Here is a 21,293-nt window from a genome sequence, read left to right on the forward strand (position 1 = left end):
AGCCAACCAGCCAACCAGCCAACCAATCTGTTTCTCACCTTTTGAGAAGACCCTGCGACCATAATGTCCGCCATGTCCCTATTCGATACCGAACAATCCCTCGATACCTGGTTTGCCAACGCCGTCGGCGAACCCACTGCGGTGCAGCGTTCGGCCTGGCCGGTGTTGCGGGCCGGGCGTAATGCGCTGGTGATCGCTTCGACGGGGCAGGGCAAGAGCCTGGCGGCGTGGCGGCCGCTGGTGGAGGGGTTGGCGAGCAGGCCTGGTCGTGCACGCGGGGTTCGGGCGCTGCATATCGCGCCACTGAAGGCCCTGGCGCGGGACATGACGCATAACCTGGCGCCCTTGCTCGAAGCGGTAGCCGTGGCGGGCGGCCGTGCGCCGGTGATCGCACTGCGCTGCGGGGATACGCCGCGCACCGAGCGCAGCCGGCAGCGCCGCAACCCGCCCGAAATTCTCTCGACAACGCCGGAATCCCTGTTCGTGCTGCTGGGCAGCCGCGGCGGGCGAGCGCTGCTGCGCACGGTCGAGTCGGTGGTGGTCGACGAACTGCACTCCCTCGCAGGTAACAAGCGCGGTGCCCACCTGGCGCTGTCGCTGGCGCGCCTGGACCGACTGGCGGGGCGTCCCGTCCAGCGGATCGGCCTGTCGGCCACGGCCCATCCGGCCGGTGCCCTGGCGCGTTTCCTGGCCGGGTCGGCCGACTGCGAAATCGTGGCCCCGGATGCGCCCGGACCGGTGAAGCTGGAAGTCGAACTGCCGGGCATGCCGCTGGGGCCGTACCCCAACAGCCTTCACTGGGAGCAGATTCATGCGCGCATGGCGGAGTTGAGTTTGAGCAATCGCTCTTTGCTGGTGTTCTGCCAGACCCGCGCGCGGGTCGAGCGCACGGCCGCGACGCTGGATGAATTGCTTGAGGCCGCCGGTCAGCCGGGCCAGGTGGGTGCCCATCACGGCAGCCTGGATACGGCCCACCGCGAGGCGATCGAGGCGCGCTTCAAGGCCGGTGAACTGCGCGTTTTGGTCTCGAGCGCCTCGCTGGAGCTGGGCCTGGACCTGGGGCATGTCGACCGGGTCTGTCAGATCGGCGTGCCCGGATCGGTCAACCTGGTGCGCCAGCGGGCCGGACGCAGCGGTCATCGGCCGGGCCGGCGCCCGTGCATGCACCTGTTTCCGCTCACGCTCAACCAACTGGTCGAGACGCGCGCGTTAAAAGACATGATCGCCGACGGCGGCGTCGACGCCGTCGAGCCGCTGGAGGCGCCATTGGACGTGCTGGCGCAGCAGCTTGTGGCCCTGGTCGCCAACGGTACGGGCGACCTCGACGACCTGCTGGCGATGGTGCACACGGCTTGGCCGTACCGCGATCTCTCGAAGACCGACCTGGAAACGCTGCTCGCCTCATTGGCCGACCGGCCCGAATTGATGCCCAACGAGCAGCTCGATCCGCTCCTGATCGCCGACGAGCACGGCGGCTACCGCGCGCATCCGGAGGCTGACCGCCTGGTGCTGACCAACGCCGGCACGATTCCCGAGTGGTTCGAGTACGAGGTGGTTCGCGCCGATACCGGCGAAGTGGTGGGCAGGCTCGACGAGGAAGTGGCCTTCGAGTCCTCGCCGGGGCAGGTGCTGCAGTTGGGCAATCGTCCCTGGCGAATCCTGCGCGTTCTGACCGGACTGGTGCGCGTGGAACCGGCCGAGGAAGAACCGGCCGAACTGCCGTTCTGGTTCGGCGAGGGGCCTGGTCGCAGCCGCGAGATGGCGCAGGCCATGTTGCAGGTGATTGCCGGGCAGGGGCGCACGCCGCCGCATCCGCAGGCGCTGAAGTTGCTGGATGAATCACGCGTGTTGCTCGGGGCCCTGCCTTCGCCGAACCGCATGGTGATCGAGCAGTTTTCCGACCCCGGCGGCGACCGGCATATCGTGCTGCATACCTTCGCCGGGGCACGCATCAACCGCGCCTGGGGCCTGGCGCTGCGCAAGCGCTTCTGCCGGCAGTTCAACTTCGAGCTGCAGGCCGCGGCCACCGACGACGGCGTGCTGATTTCGCTGGGCGTGACCAGCCAGTTCGATCTGGCGGCGGTGGCGGGTTTCGTGAAGTCGCACAACGTCGCCGACGTGCTCACCCAGGCGATGCTCGACACGCCGCTGTTCGTCACCCGTTTCCGCTGGTGCGCCAACAACGCCCTGGTGTTGCTCAAGAACGGCCTGGACGGACCGCTGCCTTCGCAGCGCCAGCGCAGCCAGGCCGAGAACCTGATCGCCTGCGTGTTTCCTGACCAGCTGGCCTGCCTGGAGAATCTCAGCGGCGCGCGCGAGGTGCCGGACCACCCGCTGGTGCAGCAGGCGCTTTCCGACTGCCTGGACGAGTACATGGACCTCGCCGGCCTGCAGCGCCTGCTGGCGCGGATCGAGGGCGGGGAAATTGCCGTGCACGCGGTCGAGACGCCGCGGCCCTCGCCCCTGGCCGAGGCCCTGGTTCACGCGCCGCGCCACAGCTACCTGGACGAGGACGACGCCGAGGAGCGGCGCACACGCAACTTCGAGCGGCCGGCGGCGCGGCCCGGTGGGGCCACGCGCAGCCGGGCCGGACCGCGGTCTTCGGCCGGAAGCCGGGGCAATTCGCCGAAGCCGCCGGCGCGCGGTGCGGCTGTCGCGGCACCCGCGGTGGCGTGTGTCGGCGAACTGACGTCTCGGACACCCTCCACCACGGCGCTGGAACGGCTGCTGGAGCAGGCAGGGTTCCTGACCCAGCGCGAGGGCGAGTCGGGCCTGGGCCTGGCGCAACCGGTGCCGGCCGGCGGCTGGACGCGCTGGTTCTCGAAGCTGGTGCGCGAGGGCAGGGCGCTGGCGCTGGTCAATCCGGAGAATGGGCAGCGTTTGTGGATCGCCACGCACCGGCTGGACTGGTTTCTGTCGCTGGACGGCCGCTGGCAGCCGAAGCCGCCGCCGGGCGGATTTCCGCAGGATGCATTGCCGAGCGACCGGGGCGCGGTCTGGCAGTGGCTGGTCGAGGCGCGTCGGAAGGTCGAGGGAGAGGCAGCGTTCGAGACGGTGGCCGAGCTGTTCGAATTGACGGGCGCCGGGGAGGCGCGCGTGCCCGTCGAAGACTGTCTGAATCAGTTTTAAGGTTTCAGGTTTCCGGAACCCCGAACCCGGAACCCTGATCCCCAAACACGGACATCTCACGCCGTCGCAAGCCTCGAGCAGGTATAGTCGGCAGCGTTCATCCCGACCACCGGAGTATCAAAGATGCGTTTTGTTGTTGCCGTTTTGCTTGCCGCCGGTTCCCTGTCCGTTTCCGCGGCAGAGATCGTCGCCGGGCCGATGCCGGGGCATTCGACCATGCGACAGGTCAAGGTCTGGGTGCAGACCGATGAACCGGCGGTGGTGCAGCTTCGCTACCGGTCGGATGACGACGGGGAATGGCGGACGAGCCCGCCCGAGGCCACCGATTCGGACAAGGCCAACACGGCCACGCTGCTGGCCACGGGGCTGGAGCCCGGTCAGACCTATCGCTATGAGATCCTGGTGGAGGACGAGGCGCAGCCGGCCGAGCACACACAGCGTTTCGTCACCCAGCCGCTGTGGCAATGGCGCGAGGACCCGCCCGATTTCCGTTTCGCGCTGGGCTCCTGCGCCTATATCAACCAGACCGAGTACGACCGGCCGGGCGAGCCCTACGGCGGCGACTACCGCATTTTCGACGCCATCGCCGAAGCGTCGCCTGGGTTCATGCTGTGGCTCGGCGACAATGTCTACTACCGCGAGGCCGACTGGAACTCGAAGTCGGGCATGTACGCGCGCTTCAGCCACACCCGTGGGCATGACGCCCTGTCGCAGCTGGTGACCGGCACGCATCACTACGCCACCTGGGACGACCACGACTATGGCCCCAACAACTCCGATCGCGGCTACGCCATGCGCGATGCTGCACTCGAGGTGTTCGATGCGTTCTGGCCCAATCCGGAGTTCTCTGCCGCCGGAACGGGGGGCGTCACCAATTCTTTCGAGTGGCACGATGTCGGCTTCTTCCTGCTCGACAACCGCTATTTCCGCCAGGCGAATTACCGCGTCACCGGCGAGCGCACGATCCTGGGCGATGAACAGATCGACTGGCTGATCGACGCGCTCAAGACCAGCAATGCCAGCTTCAAGTTCGTGGTCATGGGCGGTCAGTTCCTCAACTCGGCCGAAAACGGCGAGAGCTACATCAACCTCGCCCCCGGTGAGCGACGCGAGCTGCTCGACCGCATCGAGGCCGAGCGCATTCCCGGTGTGGTCTTTTTGACCGGAGACCGGCATCACTCCGTGCTGCTCGAGATGGACCGCTACGGCACGTATCCGCTTTACGAGTGGACGGTATCGCCGCTGACCGCCGGCTCGCACGACCCGGAGGACGAGGCGATGCAGTACGACGTCGAAGGCAGCCTCTACACCGAGCGCAACTTCGGCATGATCGAGGTGACCGGGCCGCGTAATGAGCGAGTGGCCACCCTGACCCTGCACGACAGCGACGGCGAGGAAGTCTGGCGCGAGGAAATCCAACAACAGGACTTGCAGCCGTAAAGTTACTCAGGTTTCAGGTTTCAGGTTTCAGGGAACGCTCTGAAACCTGGGGTTCCGGGTCTGGGCTCAGGCAGCGCGTCTGGTGTTGGGGCCGGTTTTTCCGGGGGCGTGTCGGGGGAAACTGGAAGGTTTATCGGGGTTCAGGGTTCCGGAACCCCGAACCCCGAACCCCGAACCCCGAACCCCGAACCCCGAAACCCCCTTCCACTGCAAGCGCCGCCAGCCCCCACCGCGCCGAAAAGCCGCCTGAAACCTGAAACCTGAACCCTGAATCATTCGTTCAGCCTGACTTCAGGCGGGTCGGGGTACAAAGGCCCCGTAGCGGCGCCATATGCCGCAAGGAGGCAACGACATGAAAACCCTGACGACGCTGGTTCTTTCCGCCCTGCTGACCGTCGGTTGCAGCATGACCGGCCAGGTCCAGGCCGAAGACGACTACTTCAGCCAGGCCGAGCTCGACTCGATGCTCGCACCCGTAGCGCTGTACCCCGACAGCGTGCTGTCGCACGTGTTGATCGCGGCGACCTACCCGCTGGAGGTCATACAGGCGGCACGCTGGTCGCGCGAGCACCCGGGCCTGCGCGGCGAGGATGCCGTGGCCGCTGTCGAGTACCGGAACTGGGATCCCAGCGTGAAGGCGCTGGTGGCCTTTCCCGAGCTCCTTGGGCGCATGGACGAGGACCTGGACTGGACCCAGAATCTGGGCGACGCCTTTCTGATGCAGGAAGAAGAGGTGGTCGCCTCGATCCAGTACCTGCGCTCGGAGGCCTACTCCAAGGGCCATCTGGCGAGCAACGACCGCGTCAAGGTCGTGCGTGAGAAGGAATACATCTACATCGAGCCGGCGCGCACCCGTGTCGTCTATGTGCCGTATTACGATCCGCGCGTGATCTATTCGAGCTGGCGCTGGTCGAGCCATCCGCCGAGGTATTGGCACCGTCCCAGCGGTTTCAGCGTGAGCATGAACTTCCATTGGGGCCGCCCGTATCACGTCCGTCCGAACTTCTACTTCAGCTCCTTCCACTGGGCGCAGCGCCGCGTGGTGGTGGTCAATCATCATCATCACTACTATCGCGATCACGGCTTTCGTTCCGGCCGCGACGTCGCGCGTTTCAAGCAAGCACGCCACTGGAAGCACGATCCGACGCATCGTCGCGGTGTGAGCTATCGCGGCCAGGTGCAGAAGGCGCGATTCGTCGACAGCAAGCGTCCGGTATCAGCACGCCAGAATGCGAGCGCCACGCGCTCAGCGGTGCGTTCCGATCGGCGTGAGTGGGCGGCAGAGCGCCGATCCAGTACGACATTCGATCGCAAGGCCCAGTCGCGTACAAGTGCGGCGTCTCGCTCGGAGCGCGCAGCCGAGAGTCGGGTCAGCGATCGAGGCCAGTCGCGAATTGCAAGCAGCGAGCGCGGTAACAGCAACAGCCGGATTGCCAGCCGAAGCTCGGCCCGAACCGAATCCAGCCGGTCGAGTGAGCGCAGCCGCAGCGTGACCGGCCGGGCACCGGAACGCGCCGCTACTCGAAGCGGCTCGACGACGTCGGCACGCTCGTCCGCCGACCGCTCGAGCCGCGTAAGCGAGTCGTTGCGTAGCGGTTCAAGGTCGCGTGCGGCGGAAACCAGCCGGTCTCGCGGGGTCGAGCGCTCTTCCGAGGGCGCGAGAACCTCGAACAGCCGCGCCTCCGGACGCTCGAGTGCCGGCTTCGACAGCCGCTCGGACAGCAAGCGTTCGTCCGTATCCATTCCGCGCGATTTGAGCGTGCGATCGAGCAATGCGCGGGAGCGCAGCTCCTCGCCGTCGAGCAGCAGTCGTTCCTCGGCGCCGTCACGCGGGGCCAGCATCGGGCGTAGTTCGGCCCCGAGCAGGGAGTCGACGACGAGCCGGAGCCGCTCGAGCAGCCGTAGTTCGGCCCAGTCGCGTTCGACGCCAAGTGTTCGATCGTCGGCGCCCAGTCGCAGTTCGAACGCCTCCGCGCCGAGTCGCGGCAGCCGGTCTTCGGCTCCGAGCCGATCTTCGAAGTCTTCGACGCCTTCGCGCAGCAGCGCTACGAGCACCCGCTCGTCGCGCGGTTCGGCTCAGAGCCGTTCGCGCGGCGGTGATTCGCGGCGTGGTGGGCGTGGTGACGGTGAAGAACGGCGGTAATCGAATCAGGCTTCGATTTGTGCCCCAATCCGAGTTGTCGCCCCGGAAGCGCCGCAGGCGCTATCCGGGGCCTCGCAGGTTCGCTTTGACACGGAGCCGAGCCGTGCAATAACCCAGCGTGCGAGGTCCCGGCGCTTCGGCCGGGACGACGGACAGGACAGGCCTCAGCTTTTGAGTCGGTGGCCGGTCCTTACGATCCAGGACACGATGCCCAGGCACACGACGATGAAGCCGATGAGCGAGGCCAGGCTGACCCAGACACTGACATCGCCGCTGCCGAAGAAGAAGTAGCGAAAGCCCGAGACGATGTAGATGATGGGGTTGAACAGGCTGATCGTCTGCCAGATTTCCGGCAGCATGTCGATGGAATAGAACACCCCGCCGAGGAAGGTCAGCGGCGTGACCACCAGCATGGGGATGAACTGCAACGCCTCGAAGCCCTCGGCCCAGATGCCGATGATGAAGCCGGCCAGGCTGAAGGCAAACGCCACCATCACGAGGTAGCCCAGCATCCACACCGGCTGACCGATATGCAGGTCGACGAACAGCTGGGCTGTGACCAGGATGATCAGGCCCAGCAGCACCGACTTGGTGGCGGCCGCACCGACATAGGCCAGGACCAGCTCCGTGGTCGATACGGGGGCGGAGAGAATTTCGTAGATGGTGCCGGAAAAGCGCGGCATGTAGATGCCGAACGAGGCGTTGTTGAGGCTCTGCGTGAACACGGTCAGCAGGATCAGGCCCGGCACGATGAAGGCCCCGTAATTGACCTGGTCGATGTCGCCGATTCTCGAGCCGATGGCTGAGCCGAAGACGATGAAGTAAAGGACCGTGGTCAGTATGGGCGTGGCCAGGCTTTGCCAGAGCGTGCGCTTGAAGCGCGCCATCTCGAACTTGTAGATGGCCCAGGTGCCGCGCAGGTTGAGCATCGGGGCATTCATTCATTTTCCTCCGGCACGTCGTCGTCTTCGTGTACGAGATCGACAAAGATTTCCTCGAGGGTGCTCTGGCGCGTATTCAGGTTGGTGAACTCGATGCCTTCGGCCTGCAGGCGCTTGAGTAGAACGGGTACACATCTGTGTTCCTCGTCGGCGGCGAAACTGTAGTCGAGCCGTCGGCCGCGGTTGGCGAGGGTCAGCGTCCAGTCACCGAGCGAGGCGGGCAATTCACTCATGGGATGCTCTAGATGCAGGCTCAGGTGCTTGCGGCCGAGCTTCTTCATCAGCGAGTCGGTTTCCTCGACCAGGATGATTTCTCCGCGACGGATGACGCCGACGCGGTCGGCCATGCGTTCGGCTTCCTCGATGTAGTGGGTGGTGAGCACGATGGTCACGCCGGTGCCGCGCAGTTTCTCGATCATCCGCCACATATCGCGCCGAAGTTCCACATCGACCCCGGCCGTGGGTTCGTCGAGGAAGAGCAGTTTCGGCTCGTGTGCCAGGGCCTTGGCAATGAGCACGCGGCGTTTCATGCCGCCCGAGAGCGTCATGATGGCGTGGTTGCGCTTGTCCCACAGCGACAGGTCGCGCAGCACGCGTTCGATGTGGTCGGGATTCGGGGGCAGCCCGAACAGTCCGCGGCTGAACGAGACCGTGTCGTGGACGGTCTCGAACATGTCGGTAAAGAGTTCCTGCGGTACCAGGCCGGTGTGGCGACGGGTCCAGCGAAATTCCCGGACCGTGTCCCGGCCGTCGACGGTGACCTGGCCCGAGGTGGGTGTGACGATACCGCAGACGATATTGATCAATGTGGTCTTGCCGGCGCCGTTGGGACCGAGCAGGGCGAAGATCTCGCCCCGCTCGATTTGCAGGTTCACCGACTTGAGCGCGCGCAGTCCGCCCGCGTAGCGTTTGTCGAGATTCTCGATGCTCAGCAGCGCGGTCATGTCGGGATCGATTCGATGAATGTCACTCTGCTCGGCAAGTGAAGTCTTCGGGCCGGCTGAGGCGCGTTACATCGATGTCACCGGTGCCATACTCGGGCATGTCGTAGCTGAAGGTGCCGTTGGCGCAGTCGTCGAAACGCAAAGTCAGCGTGCCGAAGTTCGTGAACTCCGACTCGGGCGGGCTCTGGAAGCCGGCGCCTGCTTCGTCCCCCGGATTACTCAGCAGGTCCACCGTCACTTCGCTGTCACCCCAATCGAAGTCGGAAATACCGAGCAGCCAGAACGGGCGCTGCTCGTCGAAGTTGTACCAGTAGACCAGGGCGATGGGGCCCGAGCCATCGGCGTTGTTGGCGATTTCAACGTTGAAGCCGACGCCGGAATTGGCGGGGTCGAACCAGGAGCCGCTGTGGTCGGCCACCAGGGGAAAGCCGTCCGTGCGCACGGCGCGAATGATGGCCGGGGGATTGTAGGGATAGTCCTGGAGATCGGCCAGCCGCTGGTCGCGGGCATTGGTGGCGTCGATGGTTCTGAGAGAGGCCATCGCTTCGACGGTCGACTGGCCGATGATGACTTCGCCGAATACCGTGTAACCGGGTTCGCCATCGTCGGGGTCGAGAAAGTCGTTGTTGTCCAGGTTGATGAAGAACTGGGAGGTTGCCGAGTCCGGATCGGGCGTACGCGCCATCGCGATGGTGCCGGGGAGGTTGCTCAGGCCGTTGTCCGACTCGTTGACGATCGGGTCGTAAGTGGGTTCGCGAAGCTCCCGGTTTGTATCGAACCCCCCGCCCTGGATGACGAATTCCTCGGCTATGCGGTGAAAGATCAGCCCGTCGTAGAAGCCGTCGTCTACGTAGGCCAGGAAATTTTCGACGGTGACAGGCGCAGCTTCCTCGTCGAGCTCGAGGATGATGGGGCCCATGTCGGTATCCAGCCACACGTGCGGATCCTGGGCCTGGACCTGAACGGCGCCGGCGGCCAGGAGAATGAGGGTTGTGATCTTTTTCATGATGTCCGTCAGTCCTGCGGGAAAGTCCCGAATTCTACGCCAGCACCGGGCGAGATTGTCGTTGACGCACCAAAGTACAGGTGACGACCCCGGGTTGAGTTGGGTACCCTTTGTGGCTGGGTTTACATCGAATTGAATTCAAGATCATGACAGAACCTCTGTGGCGGCCTTCGGCCGAGCGTCGCTCCCGCGCCAACCTGTCGCGGTTCATTCAGCTCATCAACCAGCAGCTCGACCCGCACGTACACGACTGGGAAACGCTCTACCGGTGGTCCGTGGAGAATCCGCAAGACTTCTGGAAGGCGATGTGGGAGTTCGGCGACGTGGTGGCCGAGACCCGCGGCCACGACACGGTCGAGAACTGGCCGGCCATGCCCGGCACACGCTGGTTCCCGCAGGCGCGGTTGAATTTCGCCGAGAACCTGCTCAAGTTTCGCGATGATCGCACCGCGCTGGTGTTCGCCAACGAGGACGGCGTGCATCGGGCTATCAGCTACGCCGAACTCCATGCTGAGGTGGCGCGGGTAGCCGCCGCCCTTCGGGAAATGGGCGTGGAGGAGGGCGACCGCGTGGCCGCCTACCTGCCCAACCTGCCCGAAACCGTCATCGCCATGCTGGCGGCGACCTCCATCGGCGCGGTGTTTTCGTCCTGCTCGCCCGATTTCGGGGTGCAGGGGGTGATGGACCGTTTCGGCCAGATCGAGCCGAAGGTGCTTTTCGTCGCCGCTGCCTACCAGTACAACGGCAAGGTCTTCGACTGCCTGGGCCGGGTGGCCGAGCTGGCCGAAAAGATGCCCTCGATCGAGCGCATCGTCGTGACCGGCTACATGGACGACGATCCCGACCTGTCCGGCCTCGAGCAGGCCGTGAACTGGGACGAGTTTGCCGATAACGATGCAGAAGAGATCGAGTTCGCCCAGCTGCCCTTCGATCACCCGGTCTACATTCTCTACTCTTCGGGCACCACCGGCGTGCCCAAGTGTATCGTCCACGGCGCCGGCGGCACGCTGCTGCAGCATCTCAAGGAACTGCAGCTGCACACCGACCTGCGGCGCGACGACAAGCTGTTCTACTTCACCACCTGCGGCTGGATGATGTGGAACTGGCTGGTTTCCGGGCTGGCCGTGGGCTCGACCGTCGTGCTCTACGACGGCTCGCCCTTTCATCCCAGCGGCAACGTGCTCTGGGACCTGGTCGACGAGGTGGGTATCTCGGTACTGGGCGCCAGCGCCAAGTGGATCGCCGCCTGCGACAAGGCCGGCATCAAGCCGCGCGAGTCGCACAGGCTCGAGCATCTCAAGGCGGTCCTGTCGACCGGCTCGCCGCTGCTGCCGGAATCCTTCGACTACGTCTATCGCGATGTGGCAGAGGATGTGCAACTCAGCTCAATCTCCGGTGGTACCGACATCGTTTCCTGCTTCGCACTGGGTAACCCGATCCTGCCGGTCTACCGCGGCGAGCTGCAGTGCCGCGGGTTGGGCATGAAGGTCGAGATCCGCGCTGACGACGGGCGCGTGGTCGAAGACGAGACCGGCGAGCTGACCTGTTCGATGCCGTTCCCGTGCATGCCGGTGAAGTTCTGGAACGATCCCGACGGCAAGCGGTACCACGGTGCCTATTTCGAAAAATTCGAGGGCGTGTGGTCGCACGGAGACTACGCCCGCCTCACTCCCAGAGGCGGCGTGGTGATCTACGGGCGATCAGATGCCACCCTCAACCCCGGTGGCGTGCGTATCGGCACCGCCGAGATATATCGCCAGGTCGAAAAGCTCGACGAGATCCTGGAGTCGATCTGTGTCGGCCAGGACTGGGACGGCGACGTGCGTGTCGTACTGTTCGTGCGCCTGCGGGATGGTGTCGAACTCGATGACGAGTTACGCGACCGCATCAGGAAGACCGTTCGCGCCAACGCCACCCCGCGCCACGTGCCGGCAAAAATCATCGCCGTGCCCGATATTCCGCGCACGGTCTCGGGAAAAATCGTCGAGCTGGCCGTGCGCGACGTCATCCACGGACGAGAGGTCAAGAACACCTCGGCCTTGGCCAACCCCGAGGCGCTGGAGCATTACCGGGACCTGGAAGATTTGCAGTCGTAGATCGACGGGTGCCCGGTTTAGGGCGGGCAAAACCTTGAAAACGCAAAGACGCCAAGACGCAAAGAAAATAAAAATGATTGAAAACAGAATCAGTCAATCAATGAAGGACAAGAAAGAAGAGCTCTGTCGGCCCGCTGGTTTTCCCGGACTCGCCAAGGCAATAGCGCCAGAGTTCTGATTTGATGAACCCGCGCTTCTGATGGGTTGCTGATTTTCTCTTTATTGTTGTTTTCCTTCGCGTCTTAGCGTCTTTGCGTTCAAAAAGGTTTTGATCTTCCGAGCCCGCTATTCCACCCCGTCGATGAACTGGGTGAAGACAGCTTTGAGTTGGGGTAGGGCGGATTCGAGGCGATGGTCGCTGTCGAGCAGGTGCAGATTGGCATTGGCGGCCTCGGCGAAGCGCAGGCTGTGTTGCCAGGGGATGATGTCGTCGTACCAGCCGTGAACCACGGTCACGTGATCGCATCGCGGTGTGTAGCTTTCGGGCACAACGCCTTCGGGGACGCGGTCTTCCAGGTAAAGCGCGGGCGCCATCAGGAACAGGCCGGCGACCGGTACGGTTTCAGCCGCGTGCATGGATACCCAGCCGCCCAGCGATGAGCCGACCAGGATGGGTTCTTCACGCAGTTGCCGAATCGTTTCGACCAGCCGGTCGGCCCGCGCGACGGGGTCGTCCTGCAGGTCGCGGTAGTCGATGGCCAGGGTGTCGAAACCGTTTTCCTTCGCCAGGGGTTCGAGTTCGATGATCTTCAGGCTCTGCGGGCTCGAGAGGTGGCCGTGGCTGAAGATGACTTTGCGCGTTGAGTCGTTCATTCGTTTATTCGTTCTTTCGTTCGGTTCGGGATTGTTGCATCGTTCATGCTTGGTGCCAAGGATCGGGCGGGCAAAACCTTTAAAACGCAAAGACGCCAAGACGCTAAGAAACAAAAACAACGGAACCACGAAGGGAGCGGGATACACGGGTTAAGGGAAGAAGAGATTGATTCATTTTTCCGTGTTCTTTGTTAGCCTTCCATAACTATCGTTTTTGATTTGATTTTTCTTTGCTGCTTCGCGTCTTTGCGTTTCAAAGATTTTGATTTTCAGTGCTTTCGGGTTCGCCCCACAGCTGCTGGATGGCTTAGAATCTGGGGATGATCGAGGGAATTCTGATTGCGGTTCTGGTCGTCCTGCTGGTCTGGGGCATTGCCATCTTCAATCGCCTGGTGCGCGCTCGCAATCTTGTGCGCAACGGCTTTGCCGATATCGACGTGCAGCTGCAGCGTCGGCACGACCTGGTGCCGCAGCTGGTCGAGGCCGTTCGGGCCTACAGCGGCCACGAGCAGCGGGTGCTGGAGGAGGTGACCGCCCTGCGATCGCGCGCCCGGCAGGCCGAGGGCAAGCAGCAGGCGCAGGCCATGGCGGGCGCGGAGGTGGCGCTGGCTGCCGGGTTGGGGCGTTTGCTGTTGCTGGCCGAGGACTACCCGGACCTGAAGGCCACCGAGAATTTCCAGCAGCTGACCCGTGAGCTGGTGGAGACCGAGGATCTTCTCTCACACGCGCGGCGTTTCTACAACGGCGCCGTGCGCGATCTCAATACGCGCATCCAGCAGTTCCCGGACCTTTTTGTCGCACGGCTGACGGGATTCGAGGAAGCCACCTTTTTCAGCGCAGAGATCGAGGCGCGGTCGGCGCCGAAGGTCGCCGGGCTGCTTCGGGGAATCGATTAAAAACAACAACCTATAGAGAATTCAGGGAGAAATGGATGAAGCGAGGATTGCTGACGATCCTGCTGTCACTGCTGTCGCTCACAGCATTTGCCGAGGAGCGCATCGTCGAGTTCGCCAGCGAGATCGAGGTGCAGGCCTCGGGCGAGCTGGAGGTGACCGAACGCATCACCGTGGTTGCCGAAGGCCGGGATATCCGGCGCGGCATCTACCGCGACTTTCCGACCCGCTACGAGGATCGCAGCGGCCGGCACACGACGGTGCCGTTCGAGCTGGTCAGCCTGCGCCGTAACGGCGAGCTCGAAGACCGGCGCGTCGAGTCAATCAGCAACGGTGTGCGCATCTACATGGGCAGTGAAGGTCGCATGCTCGAACCGGGCGAGCATACCTACACCCTGGTCTATCGGACCGGATGGCAGGTCGGTTTCTTCGATGGCTACGACGAGCTGTACTGGAACGTCACCGGCAACGCCTGGGGTTTTCCGATCGAACGGGCCAGCGCGGTGGTGACGCTGCCTGCCGGCGCCTCGCCCGAGGATCTGAGGCTGGATGCCTACACCGGTCGGCAGGGCGAGTCTGGCGGCGATACGACGGGCGAGGTGCTCAGCGGCCGGCGCGCACGCTTCGAGACGACGCGGCGCCTGGCGCCCAATGAAGGCCTGACCGTGGTCGTCGGCTTTCCCAAGGGACTGGTGAGCAAGCCCACCGCGGCCGAAGAGTTTCAGAAGGACCTGGAGGACAACCGCGTGACGGTGATCGGGGGCGTCGGCACGATCGTGATCGTGCTCTGGTACCTGTTCGCCTGGGTACGCGTGGGGCGTGATCCGGACGGCGGTGCCGTCTACCCGCGCTATGACCCGCCCGAGGGTTACTCACCGGGCATGCTGCGCTATGTCTGGAGAATGGGCTACGACAAGACCTGCCTGGCCGCCGCGCTGGTCAGCCTGGCGGTCAAGGGTGCGATCAGGCTCGACAAGGACGACGACGATTACGTGGCCGAGCGGCTCGACGGCGAGACCGAGTCTGCGACCGAGGGCAAGCTTCTGTCGAAGCTGCTCGACGCGCCGGGCGATCGCATCGTTTTCAAGCAGAGCAACCACGCCGAGATCCGGGCGGCCCTCAAGGCGCACGAGAAAGCCCTGTCCGGACGGATGGAGGGGCGCTACTTCAAGCTCAATCGCTGGTGGGTGATTCCCGGCATCGTGATTTCGGTGGTCACCCTGGTCGGCATGGTGCTCAGCCTGCCGGGCGATGAGAAGTTCCTGGCCGGCTTCCTGGCCGTTCACCAGACGATCTGGAACATCGGCACGGCGGTGCTGGTGATGCGCGTGTACCGGACCTGGCGCGATCTCAAGGGGGTGACCGGGCTGATCGGCGCGATCCTGATGACCGCCTTCAGCCTGCCGTTCGTCATTGCCAGCGTGGTGGTGCTGGCCATCTTCGGCAACATGATCGGTTGGCTTCCGGGCCTGATCGTGGTCGTCATCGGCATCGTCAACGGCCTGTTCTGGAGCTGGATGCGCGCGCCGACCATGCGCGGGCGCAAGTTGCTCGACCATGTCGAGGGGCTGCGCCTGTACCTGACGGTGGCCGAGCGCGATGATATCGAGGCGCGCCATGAACAGGCGCCGCCGCAGACCTTCGAGGAGTTCGAGCGTCTGCTGCCCTATGCCGTGGCCCTCGATGCGGCCGATACCTGGGCCGAGCGCTTTGCCGCCGAGATCGAGGCGGCGGCACAGGCCGGCAGCGCCCAGTCCAGACACTGGTATCCGGCCACGATGAGCGAGGGTCGCCTGACGGCCGCGGGACTGGGCACGGCCCTGGGCTCGGGCCTGGCCAGCGCCACGGCATCAGCGTCGACCGCACCGGGGTCGAGCTCCGGTGGCGGGGGAGGTGGCTCCTCCGGCGGCGGTGGCGGCGGTGGCGGCGGCGGCGGCTGGTAGTTGGCCCGGGGGATGGTGTGTCGTTTAAAATCTTTGAAACGCAAAGACGCAAAGCAGCAAAGGGCGCAAAGAAAACAATGATTTATTGTTCTTTTCCGATTCACTGCCCTTCAGCAAAGTGGGCTGTATTCCCGCTCTCGGAGAACGGTTCGGGACTGTGCACTAGGGCTACTCCTATGCAGATTTTCCACGTCACCCTCGGGGATGCGATCATTATTTCTGTTGGTTGATTTTTCTGGTTCAAAAACTTTGCGTTCTTAGCTGCTTTGCGTCTTTGCGTTTTAAAGGTTTTTCCCGCAAAGTATCGCCTAATATTCCACCTGCAACGGTAACCGTATGACATCCAACCCGACCCGCAACCTGGCGGTGTTCTGCGATTTCGAGAATATTGCCTTGGGCGTGCGCGACATGCGTTACGAGGCGTTCGATATCCAGAAGGTGCTCGAGCGGCTCCTGCTAAAGGGCAATATCGTGGTCAAGAAGGCCTACTGCGACTGGGGGCGGTACAAGGAGTTCAAGCCGCCGATGCACGAAGCGGCGTTCGAGCTGATCGATATCCCGCACGTTCGCATGTCCGGCAAGAATTCAGCCGATATCCGGATGGTCGTCGATGCGCTGGACCTGTGCTACACCAAGGGGCACGTAGACACGTTCGTGCTGCTCAGCGGTGACTCGGACTTCTCCCCGCTGGTTTCCAAGCTGCGCGAGAACAACAAGATGGTCATAGGAGTGGGCGTGAAGAGCTCGACATCGGATCTGTTGATGGCCAACTGCGATGAGTTCATCTTCTACGACGACCTGATCCGGAAGAAACCGAAAAAGCCGGCAAAAAAGAAGGCTTCGAAGAAGAAAAAGACGGCTGTTGCAAGTCCTGTCGACGACAAGAAGCAGGAAGCATTCGACCTGGTGCTGGAAACGACCGAGGCGCTTTTCGCAGACCGTGATGAAGAAGAAAAGGTCTGGGGCTCGATGGTCAAGCAGGCACTCAAAAGGCGCAAGCCCGGTTTCAGCGAGTCATACCACGGCTTCCGGAATTTCTCCGAACTGTTGAAAGAGGCGGAGAAGCAGGGGTTGCTGGAACTCAAGCCGGACGAGAAGTCCGGCGGCTACATCATCCAGTCAATCAAGGCCGAGGACTGACTTAGCCGGAAGGCCGTGATATCAAAACCAAAACCTTTGAAACGCCAAGACGCTAAGACGCAAAGAAATCAACAGAAGAATTTTGTTCTTCAAGATCTCTTCGCGTCTTTGCGTCTTTGCGTTTATAAGGTTTTCCTGCGGTGTTCTCAGTCCGCGCCCGCCGATCCCTCGTTGATGTGGTGGATCGTTCGCTGGGGGAACGGGATCGAGCAGCCGGCGCTTTCGAGTTCGGCCTTGATCTGTTCGAGTAGCTCGCTGCGCACGACCCAGTAATCGGACGCCAGCACCCATGGCCGTACGGCGAAGTTGACGCTGGAGTCGCCCAGATCCATGACCAGAATGGCCGGCTCGGGGTCTTGGAGCACCTTTTCGTGGCCAGTGATGACTTTCCAGATGGTGTCGCGGGCTATCTTCAGGTTGTCACCATAGTCGACCCCGATGAGCAGGTCGCAGCGACGTGTTTCGAAGGCCGAGTAGTTGGTGATCGGGTTTGACGTGATCTGGCTGTTGGGCACGATCACGCTTCGATTGTCCGGGGTGACCAGATACGAGTTGAACAGGGCGACACGCTCGACCGTGCCGGACACGCCGCCGGCCTCGACGAAGTGCCCCTTGGTGAAGGGCCTGAGTCCCACCAGCATCACGCCGGATGCGAAGTTCGACAGGCTGTTCTGAAGGGCCAGGCCAACGGCGAGGGCGGCGCCACCAAGCACGGCGATCATTGGCGTGACGGAAACGCCCAGATAGCTGAGGGACGCGAGAAGCACGCACAGCAGCAAAACAACGTAGAGGATGGTGCCCAGGAAGGTAACCAGCATGGCATCGAGTTGTCGCCTGCTCATGGTCTTGCGCGCGATCCCGACGGCAGCCTTGACGACCCAGCGACCGATGATGAAGATCAGCAGCGCGCCGATTACCTTCCAGGCAATGGCCATGACCTGGGCCGTTTCGATGTTGGCGTACCATTCTTGCAAGCTTTCCATGTGGGTCTCCCTGATTTGTTCGGGTTATTGCGGAATCATGATTCAACCTGTGAGCCTACGTCAAGAATGTCGCCGGGGCGTCAACACTGGGGTATTGGAGGATCGAATCCCCCGGTCGGGGCACCTCCAATAAAAGACCTGGGAACCACGGAAGGCACGGAATACACGGAATACTTAAATTTCTTTTTCCGTGCTTTCCGTGAATTCCGTGGTTCCATAGGTTTCCTCTGCTTATTTGGGCTCGAGACGCACGGCGCCGTCTAGGCGCAGGGTCGTGCCGTTGAAGTAAGCGTTCTCGACGATGTGCGCGGCCAGGCGGGCGTATTCCGCCGGCTTGCCCAGTCGCTTGGGAAAGGGAATCGACTCGCCCAGGGCCTGTTGGACCTTTTCGGGCATGACATCGACCATCGGCGTGTGGAACACGCCCGGTGCGATCGTCATCACGCGCACGCCGAAGCGGGTGAATTCGCGCGCCATCGGCAGGGTCATGCCGACCACGCCGCCCTTGGAGGCGGAATAGGCGGCCTGGCCGATCTGGCCCTCGTAGGCGGCTACCGATGCGGTATTGATGATTACCCCGCGCTCGCCGTCGTCATTGGGCTCGTTGTGCTGCATGAGGTTGGCTGCGGCCTTGCCCACATTGAAGCTGCCGACGAGGTTGACCATCACCGTTTTCGAAAAAGTCTCCAGCGGCATCGGCGCTTCACGGCCGAGCACGCGCCCGGCGCCGAGGATGCCGGCGCAGTTGACGGTGACATTGATCTCGCCGAGCCAGTCCTTCGCCTCGGACAGCACCTGCTCGACCTGCGATTCGCTGGTGACGTCAGTCTTGAAAAACCTGGCATTGCCTTCGCCGAGCTTCCCGACGGCCTCGCTGGCCTTGTCTTCGTTGACGTCGAGCAGGGCAACCTTGCCGCCGAGCGAAACGAAATGCTCGGCTACTGCAAACCCCAGCCCCGAAACACCGCCGGTAATAACGGCCTTGATGTTCTTGGTATCCATTCGTATTCTCCTGATTATTCGAAAATCAAATTCAAAACCTTGAAAACGCAAAGACGCGAAGCAGCAAAGAACGCAAAGAAAAGCTATAAATTATTGACAACTCTGGAAATGCCGTGCTTGATGAGCCGGGAATTCCAATTGACGAGTATGCCTAGCTGAAGGCCCGTCAGTTTCAGATATGTAAGAACCTGTGACTTATGAACGGGAAGAATCTCCTGCGTCACTTTGTTCTCGATCAGGAAGGCGTCGTTCACCAGCATGTCAACTCGGAAAGCCTTTTCGATTCGCATCCCGTCGTAGTGAAGTGGAAGTAGAACCTCAGTAGCAACGCTGTGCCCGCGTTTGCCGAGCTCATGGGCCAGGCATGCCTGATAAGCGGATTCGAGCAGGCCGGGCCCAAGAGCATTGTGTACCCTGAACACACAGTCCACAGTTTCTCTCGCAAGACTTTCCAGTTCAGTTCGATTCATGGCTACGGGTTCTGATTGCTCTTTCTTTCTTTCCTCTTTTCTTTTTACTTTTCTCTTTTTCTTGGCGTTCTTTGCTGCTTTGCGTCTTTGCGTTTTAAAGGTTTTTGACTTCCAGAGCCTTTCTAGCTGCGTTTGAGGATGGCCTGCCCGGTGCGGGATCGGGGCCGGTCGAGTTCGCCGGCGATCCAGTCGCCAACTCGGGCGAGGGCCATCAGGTCGACGCCGGTTTCCAGCCCCAGGCCGTGCAGCATATAGACGACGTCTTCCGAGGCGACGTTGCCGGTCGCACCGCGGGCATAAGGGCACCCGCCGAGGCCGGCCACCGAGGAATCGACTACGCGCACGCCTGCGTCCAGGCAAGCGTGGATATTGGCCAGGGCCTGGCCATAGGTGTCGTGGAAGTGCACGGCCAGCTGGCCCATCGGGACTGAAGCCGCCACCGTCTCGAGCATGCCTCGTGCTTGCTTCGGCGTGCCGACACCGATGGTGTCACCCAGTGAGATTTCGGCACAGCCGGCCTCATGGAGTGCTTCGGCTACGCGCACGACTTCGGCAACCGGGACGTCGCCCTGGTACGGGCACCCGAGAACGGTCGACACGTAACCGCGAACCCGTACGCCGTCCTTGCGGGCACGGTCCATTACCGGGACAAAGCGCTCCAGCGATTCGGCGATCGAGCAGTTGATGTTTTTGCGGTTGAAGGCCTCGGAGGCCGCCGTGAAAACGGCGATCTCCTCGGCACCGACAGCGCGGGCGCGATCGTATCCCTTCAAATTGGGCACGAGGACCGGGTAGCGCACGCCCGGTTTGCGCTCGATGCGGCTGAAGACTTCTTCGGCGTCCGCCAACTGCGGAATGGCCGGGGCGGCGACGAAGCTGGTTGCCTCGATCACGCCCAATCCCGTGTCGGCCAGGCGTTCGATCAGCTCGATCTTGACCTCGGTCGGGATGGTGTAGGACTCGTTCTGGAGCCCGTCACGTGGCCCGACCTCGACGATGCTGACTCGATCGGTCATCGCTTCAGTCGAGCTCGACGGCGATTGCCGTGGCCTCACCGCCACCGATGCAGAGACTGGCGATGCCGCGCTTGCCGCCTCGGTTCTTGAGCGCGTGGATCAGGGTGACCAGGATGCGTGCGCCGCTGGCGCCGATCGGGTGTCCCAGGGCACAGCCGCCGCCGTTGACGTTGACCTTTTCGTGCGGCAGGTCGAGTTCCTTCATCGCCGCCATGGTGACGGTGGCGAACGCTTCGTTGATTTCGAACAAGTCGACGTCAGCGGCCTTCCAGCCGGTCTTGTCGAGTAGCTTCGAGATGGCGCCGACCGGGGCGGTGGTGAACCATTCCGGTTCCTGCGAATGCGTGGCATGAGCGACGATTCGCGCCAGCGGTGTGAGACCGCGTGATTCGGCCTCGGAGGCGCGCATCAGCACGGTAGCGGCCGCACCGTCGGAGATCTTGGAGGAGCTCGCGGCGGTGATGGTGCCGTCCTTGGCAAATGCCGGGCGCAGCTTGGGCATCTTGTCGACCGGGCAGTTGGCCGGCTCCTCGTCGGTGTTCACCTCGACCTCGCCCTTGCGGGTCTTGACCGTCACCGGGGCGATTTCGCTGGCGAAGGCGTCCGTTTCGATCGCCTTCATGGCACGTTCGACCGAGGCCTTGGAGAAGGCATCCTGCTCGTCGCGCGTAAAACCGTACTTGGCCACGCACATTTCGCCGAATTGCCCCATCATCTGGCCGTCGTAGGGATTCTGCAGTCCGTCGAAGAACATGTGGTCGAGGAACTTGGCGTGTCCCATCCGCAGGCCGCGCTCGGCCATGTAGGGGGCGTTGGTCATCGATTCCATGCCGCCGGCGACGACAATGTCGGCGGAGCCGGCCAGCAGGGCGTCATGACCCTGCATGACGGCCTTCATGCCGGAGCCGCAGACCTTGTTGATGGTGGTGCAGCCGGTGCTGACCAGCAGCCCGGCACCCAGCGAAGCCTGGCGCGCCGGCGCCTGTCCGACACCGGCCGGCAGCACGCAGCCCATGATGACTTCGGAGACGTCGCCGCCCTCGACGCCGGCATCGGTCAGGGCGGCCTGGATGGCCGCGGCGCCCAGCTCGGGTGACTTGACCGGCGCGAATTGGCCCTGGAAGGAGCCGATGGCGGTACGGCGGGCGGAAACGATGACAATGGAATCGCTCATGGGGTCTATCCGTGTTTGTGGGACTCAGCCGCGTATTATCGCATGCGGGACGATCGAGATTGGGCGGACCGGCCCGGGCGCCGGCCGGAGATTCGTTCACGCTCAGAGGCATTTCAGGCTCTTGAAGCCTGGTCGGGTACGGATCGGGATCAACGTGGCC

16 protein-coding genes are annotated in these 21,293 nt (G+C 63.0%); 7 read left to right on the top strand and 9 right to left on the bottom strand.

The annotated features are described in order from the left end of the window. Positions 1 to 72 precede the first annotated feature (72 nt). From ACDC66_RS10465 to ACDC66_RS10475, 3 genes are all read left to right on the top strand, one after another. Positions 73 to 3,129, top strand: a complete 3,057-nt coding sequence (locus tag ACDC66_RS10465) for a DEAD/DEAH box helicase (RefSeq protein ID WP_376696664.1) — start codon at positions 73 to 75, stop codon at positions 3,127 to 3,129. A 123-nt stretch (positions 3,130 to 3,252) separates the two neighbouring features. After that, complete coding sequence (locus tag ACDC66_RS10470; protein WP_376696665.1) at positions 3,253 to 4,569, top strand: alkaline phosphatase D family protein; 1,317 nt, start codon at positions 3,253 to 3,255, stop codon at positions 4,567 to 4,569. 352 nt (positions 4,570 to 4,921) lie between these two features. Beyond that, positions 4,922 to 6,712, top strand: a complete 1,791-nt coding sequence (locus ACDC66_RS10475; protein WP_376696666.1) for a DUF3300 domain-containing protein — start codon at positions 4,922 to 4,924, stop codon at positions 6,710 to 6,712. Between the two features lie 164 nt (positions 6,713 to 6,876). On the opposite strand, the gene ACDC66_RS10480 is transcribed toward ACDC66_RS10475, so the two are convergent. The 3 genes from ACDC66_RS10480 to ACDC66_RS10490 are packed head-to-tail and all read right to left on the bottom strand — an operon-like array spanning position 6,877 to position 9,603. Further along, positions 6,877 to 7,653: an ABC transporter permease gene (locus ACDC66_RS10480; protein ID WP_376696667.1), complete on the bottom strand. Its 777-nt coding sequence runs from the start codon at positions 7,651 to 7,653 to the stop codon at positions 6,877 to 6,879. Continuing rightward, the gene (locus ACDC66_RS10485) at positions 7,650 to 8,597 is read right to left on the bottom strand and encodes an ABC transporter ATP-binding protein (RefSeq protein ID WP_376696668.1); all 948 of its coding nucleotides are present in this window, start codon (positions 8,595 to 8,597) and stop codon (positions 7,650 to 7,652) included. The genes ACDC66_RS10480 and ACDC66_RS10485 overlap by 4 nt, the downstream gene beginning before the upstream one ends. 22 nt (positions 8,598 to 8,619) lie before the next feature. Next, on the bottom strand, positions 8,620 to 9,603 hold the full coding sequence (locus tag ACDC66_RS10490; RefSeq protein ID WP_376696669.1) for a peptidylprolyl isomerase: 984 nt from the start codon (positions 9,601 to 9,603) through the stop codon (positions 8,620 to 8,622). Positions 9,604 to 9,749: 146 nt separating this feature from the next. Between ACDC66_RS10490 and ACDC66_RS10495 the strand changes: the two genes are divergently transcribed. After that, positions 9,750 to 11,699, top strand: coding sequence for an acetoacetate--CoA ligase (locus ACDC66_RS10495; RefSeq protein WP_376696670.1), 1,950 nt, complete (start codon positions 9,750 to 9,752; stop codon positions 11,697 to 11,699). Between the two features lie 285 nt (positions 11,700 to 11,984). On the opposite strand, the gene ACDC66_RS10500 is transcribed toward ACDC66_RS10495, so the two are convergent. Then, complete coding sequence (locus ACDC66_RS10500; protein WP_376696671.1) at positions 11,985 to 12,512, bottom strand: alpha/beta hydrolase; 528 nt, start codon at positions 12,510 to 12,512, stop codon at positions 11,985 to 11,987. A 320-nt stretch (positions 12,513 to 12,832) separates the two neighbouring features. On the opposite strand from ACDC66_RS10500, the gene ACDC66_RS10505 reads away from it, so the two are divergent. The 3 genes from ACDC66_RS10505 to ACDC66_RS10515 all read left to right on the top strand — a co-directional run bounded on the left by ACDC66_RS10505 (position 12,833) and on the right by ACDC66_RS10515 (position 16,488). Next, positions 12,833 to 13,408, top strand: a complete 576-nt coding sequence (locus ACDC66_RS10505) for a LemA family protein (protein ID WP_376696672.1) — start codon at positions 12,833 to 12,835, stop codon at positions 13,406 to 13,408. Between the two features lie 35 nt (positions 13,409 to 13,443). Further along, complete coding sequence (locus ACDC66_RS10510; protein ID WP_376696673.1) at positions 13,444 to 15,348, top strand: DUF2207 domain-containing protein; 1,905 nt, start codon at positions 13,444 to 13,446, stop codon at positions 15,346 to 15,348. Between the two features lie 336 nt (positions 15,349 to 15,684). Continuing rightward, positions 15,685 to 16,488, top strand: a complete 804-nt coding sequence (locus ACDC66_RS10515) for an NYN domain-containing protein (RefSeq protein WP_376696674.1) — start codon at positions 15,685 to 15,687, stop codon at positions 16,486 to 16,488. Between the two features lie 146 nt (positions 16,489 to 16,634). Here ACDC66_RS10515 and ACDC66_RS10520 read toward each other — a convergent pair whose 3' ends face one another. The 5 genes from ACDC66_RS10520 to ACDC66_RS10540 all read right to left on the bottom strand — a co-directional run bounded on the left by ACDC66_RS10520 (position 16,635) and on the right by ACDC66_RS10540 (position 21,133). Beyond that, on the bottom strand, positions 16,635 to 17,471 hold the full coding sequence (locus ACDC66_RS10520) for a mechanosensitive ion channel family protein (RefSeq protein ID WP_376696675.1): 837 nt from the start codon (positions 17,469 to 17,471) through the stop codon (positions 16,635 to 16,637). A gap of 231 nt (positions 17,472 to 17,702) precedes the next feature. Continuing rightward, the gene (locus ACDC66_RS10525) at positions 17,703 to 18,473 is read right to left on the bottom strand and encodes an SDR family NAD(P)-dependent oxidoreductase (protein WP_376696676.1); all 771 of its coding nucleotides are present in this window, start codon (positions 18,471 to 18,473) and stop codon (positions 17,703 to 17,705) included. 83 nt (positions 18,474 to 18,556) lie between these two features. After that, on the bottom strand, positions 18,557 to 18,943 hold the full coding sequence (locus ACDC66_RS10530; protein ID WP_376696677.1) for a GxxExxY protein: 387 nt from the start codon (positions 18,941 to 18,943) through the stop codon (positions 18,557 to 18,559). A 122-nt stretch (positions 18,944 to 19,065) separates the two neighbouring features. Next, entirely contained in the window at positions 19,066 to 19,959 is an 894-nt protein-coding gene (locus ACDC66_RS10535) for a hydroxymethylglutaryl-CoA lyase (protein ID WP_376696678.1), read from the bottom strand. Between the two features lie 4 nt (positions 19,960 to 19,963). Beyond that, positions 19,964 to 21,133 (bottom strand): acetyl-CoA C-acyltransferase, encoded by a 1,170-nt coding sequence (locus tag ACDC66_RS10540; protein ID WP_376696679.1) that lies wholly within the window; start codon positions 21,131 to 21,133, stop codon positions 19,964 to 19,966. Positions 21,134 to 21,293 lie beyond the last annotated feature (160 nt).

It is taken from the genome of Wenzhouxiangella psychrophila (assembly GCF_042310375.1).
Taxonomy (GTDB): domain Bacteria; phylum Pseudomonadota; class Gammaproteobacteria; order Xanthomonadales; family Wenzhouxiangellaceae; genus Wenzhouxiangella.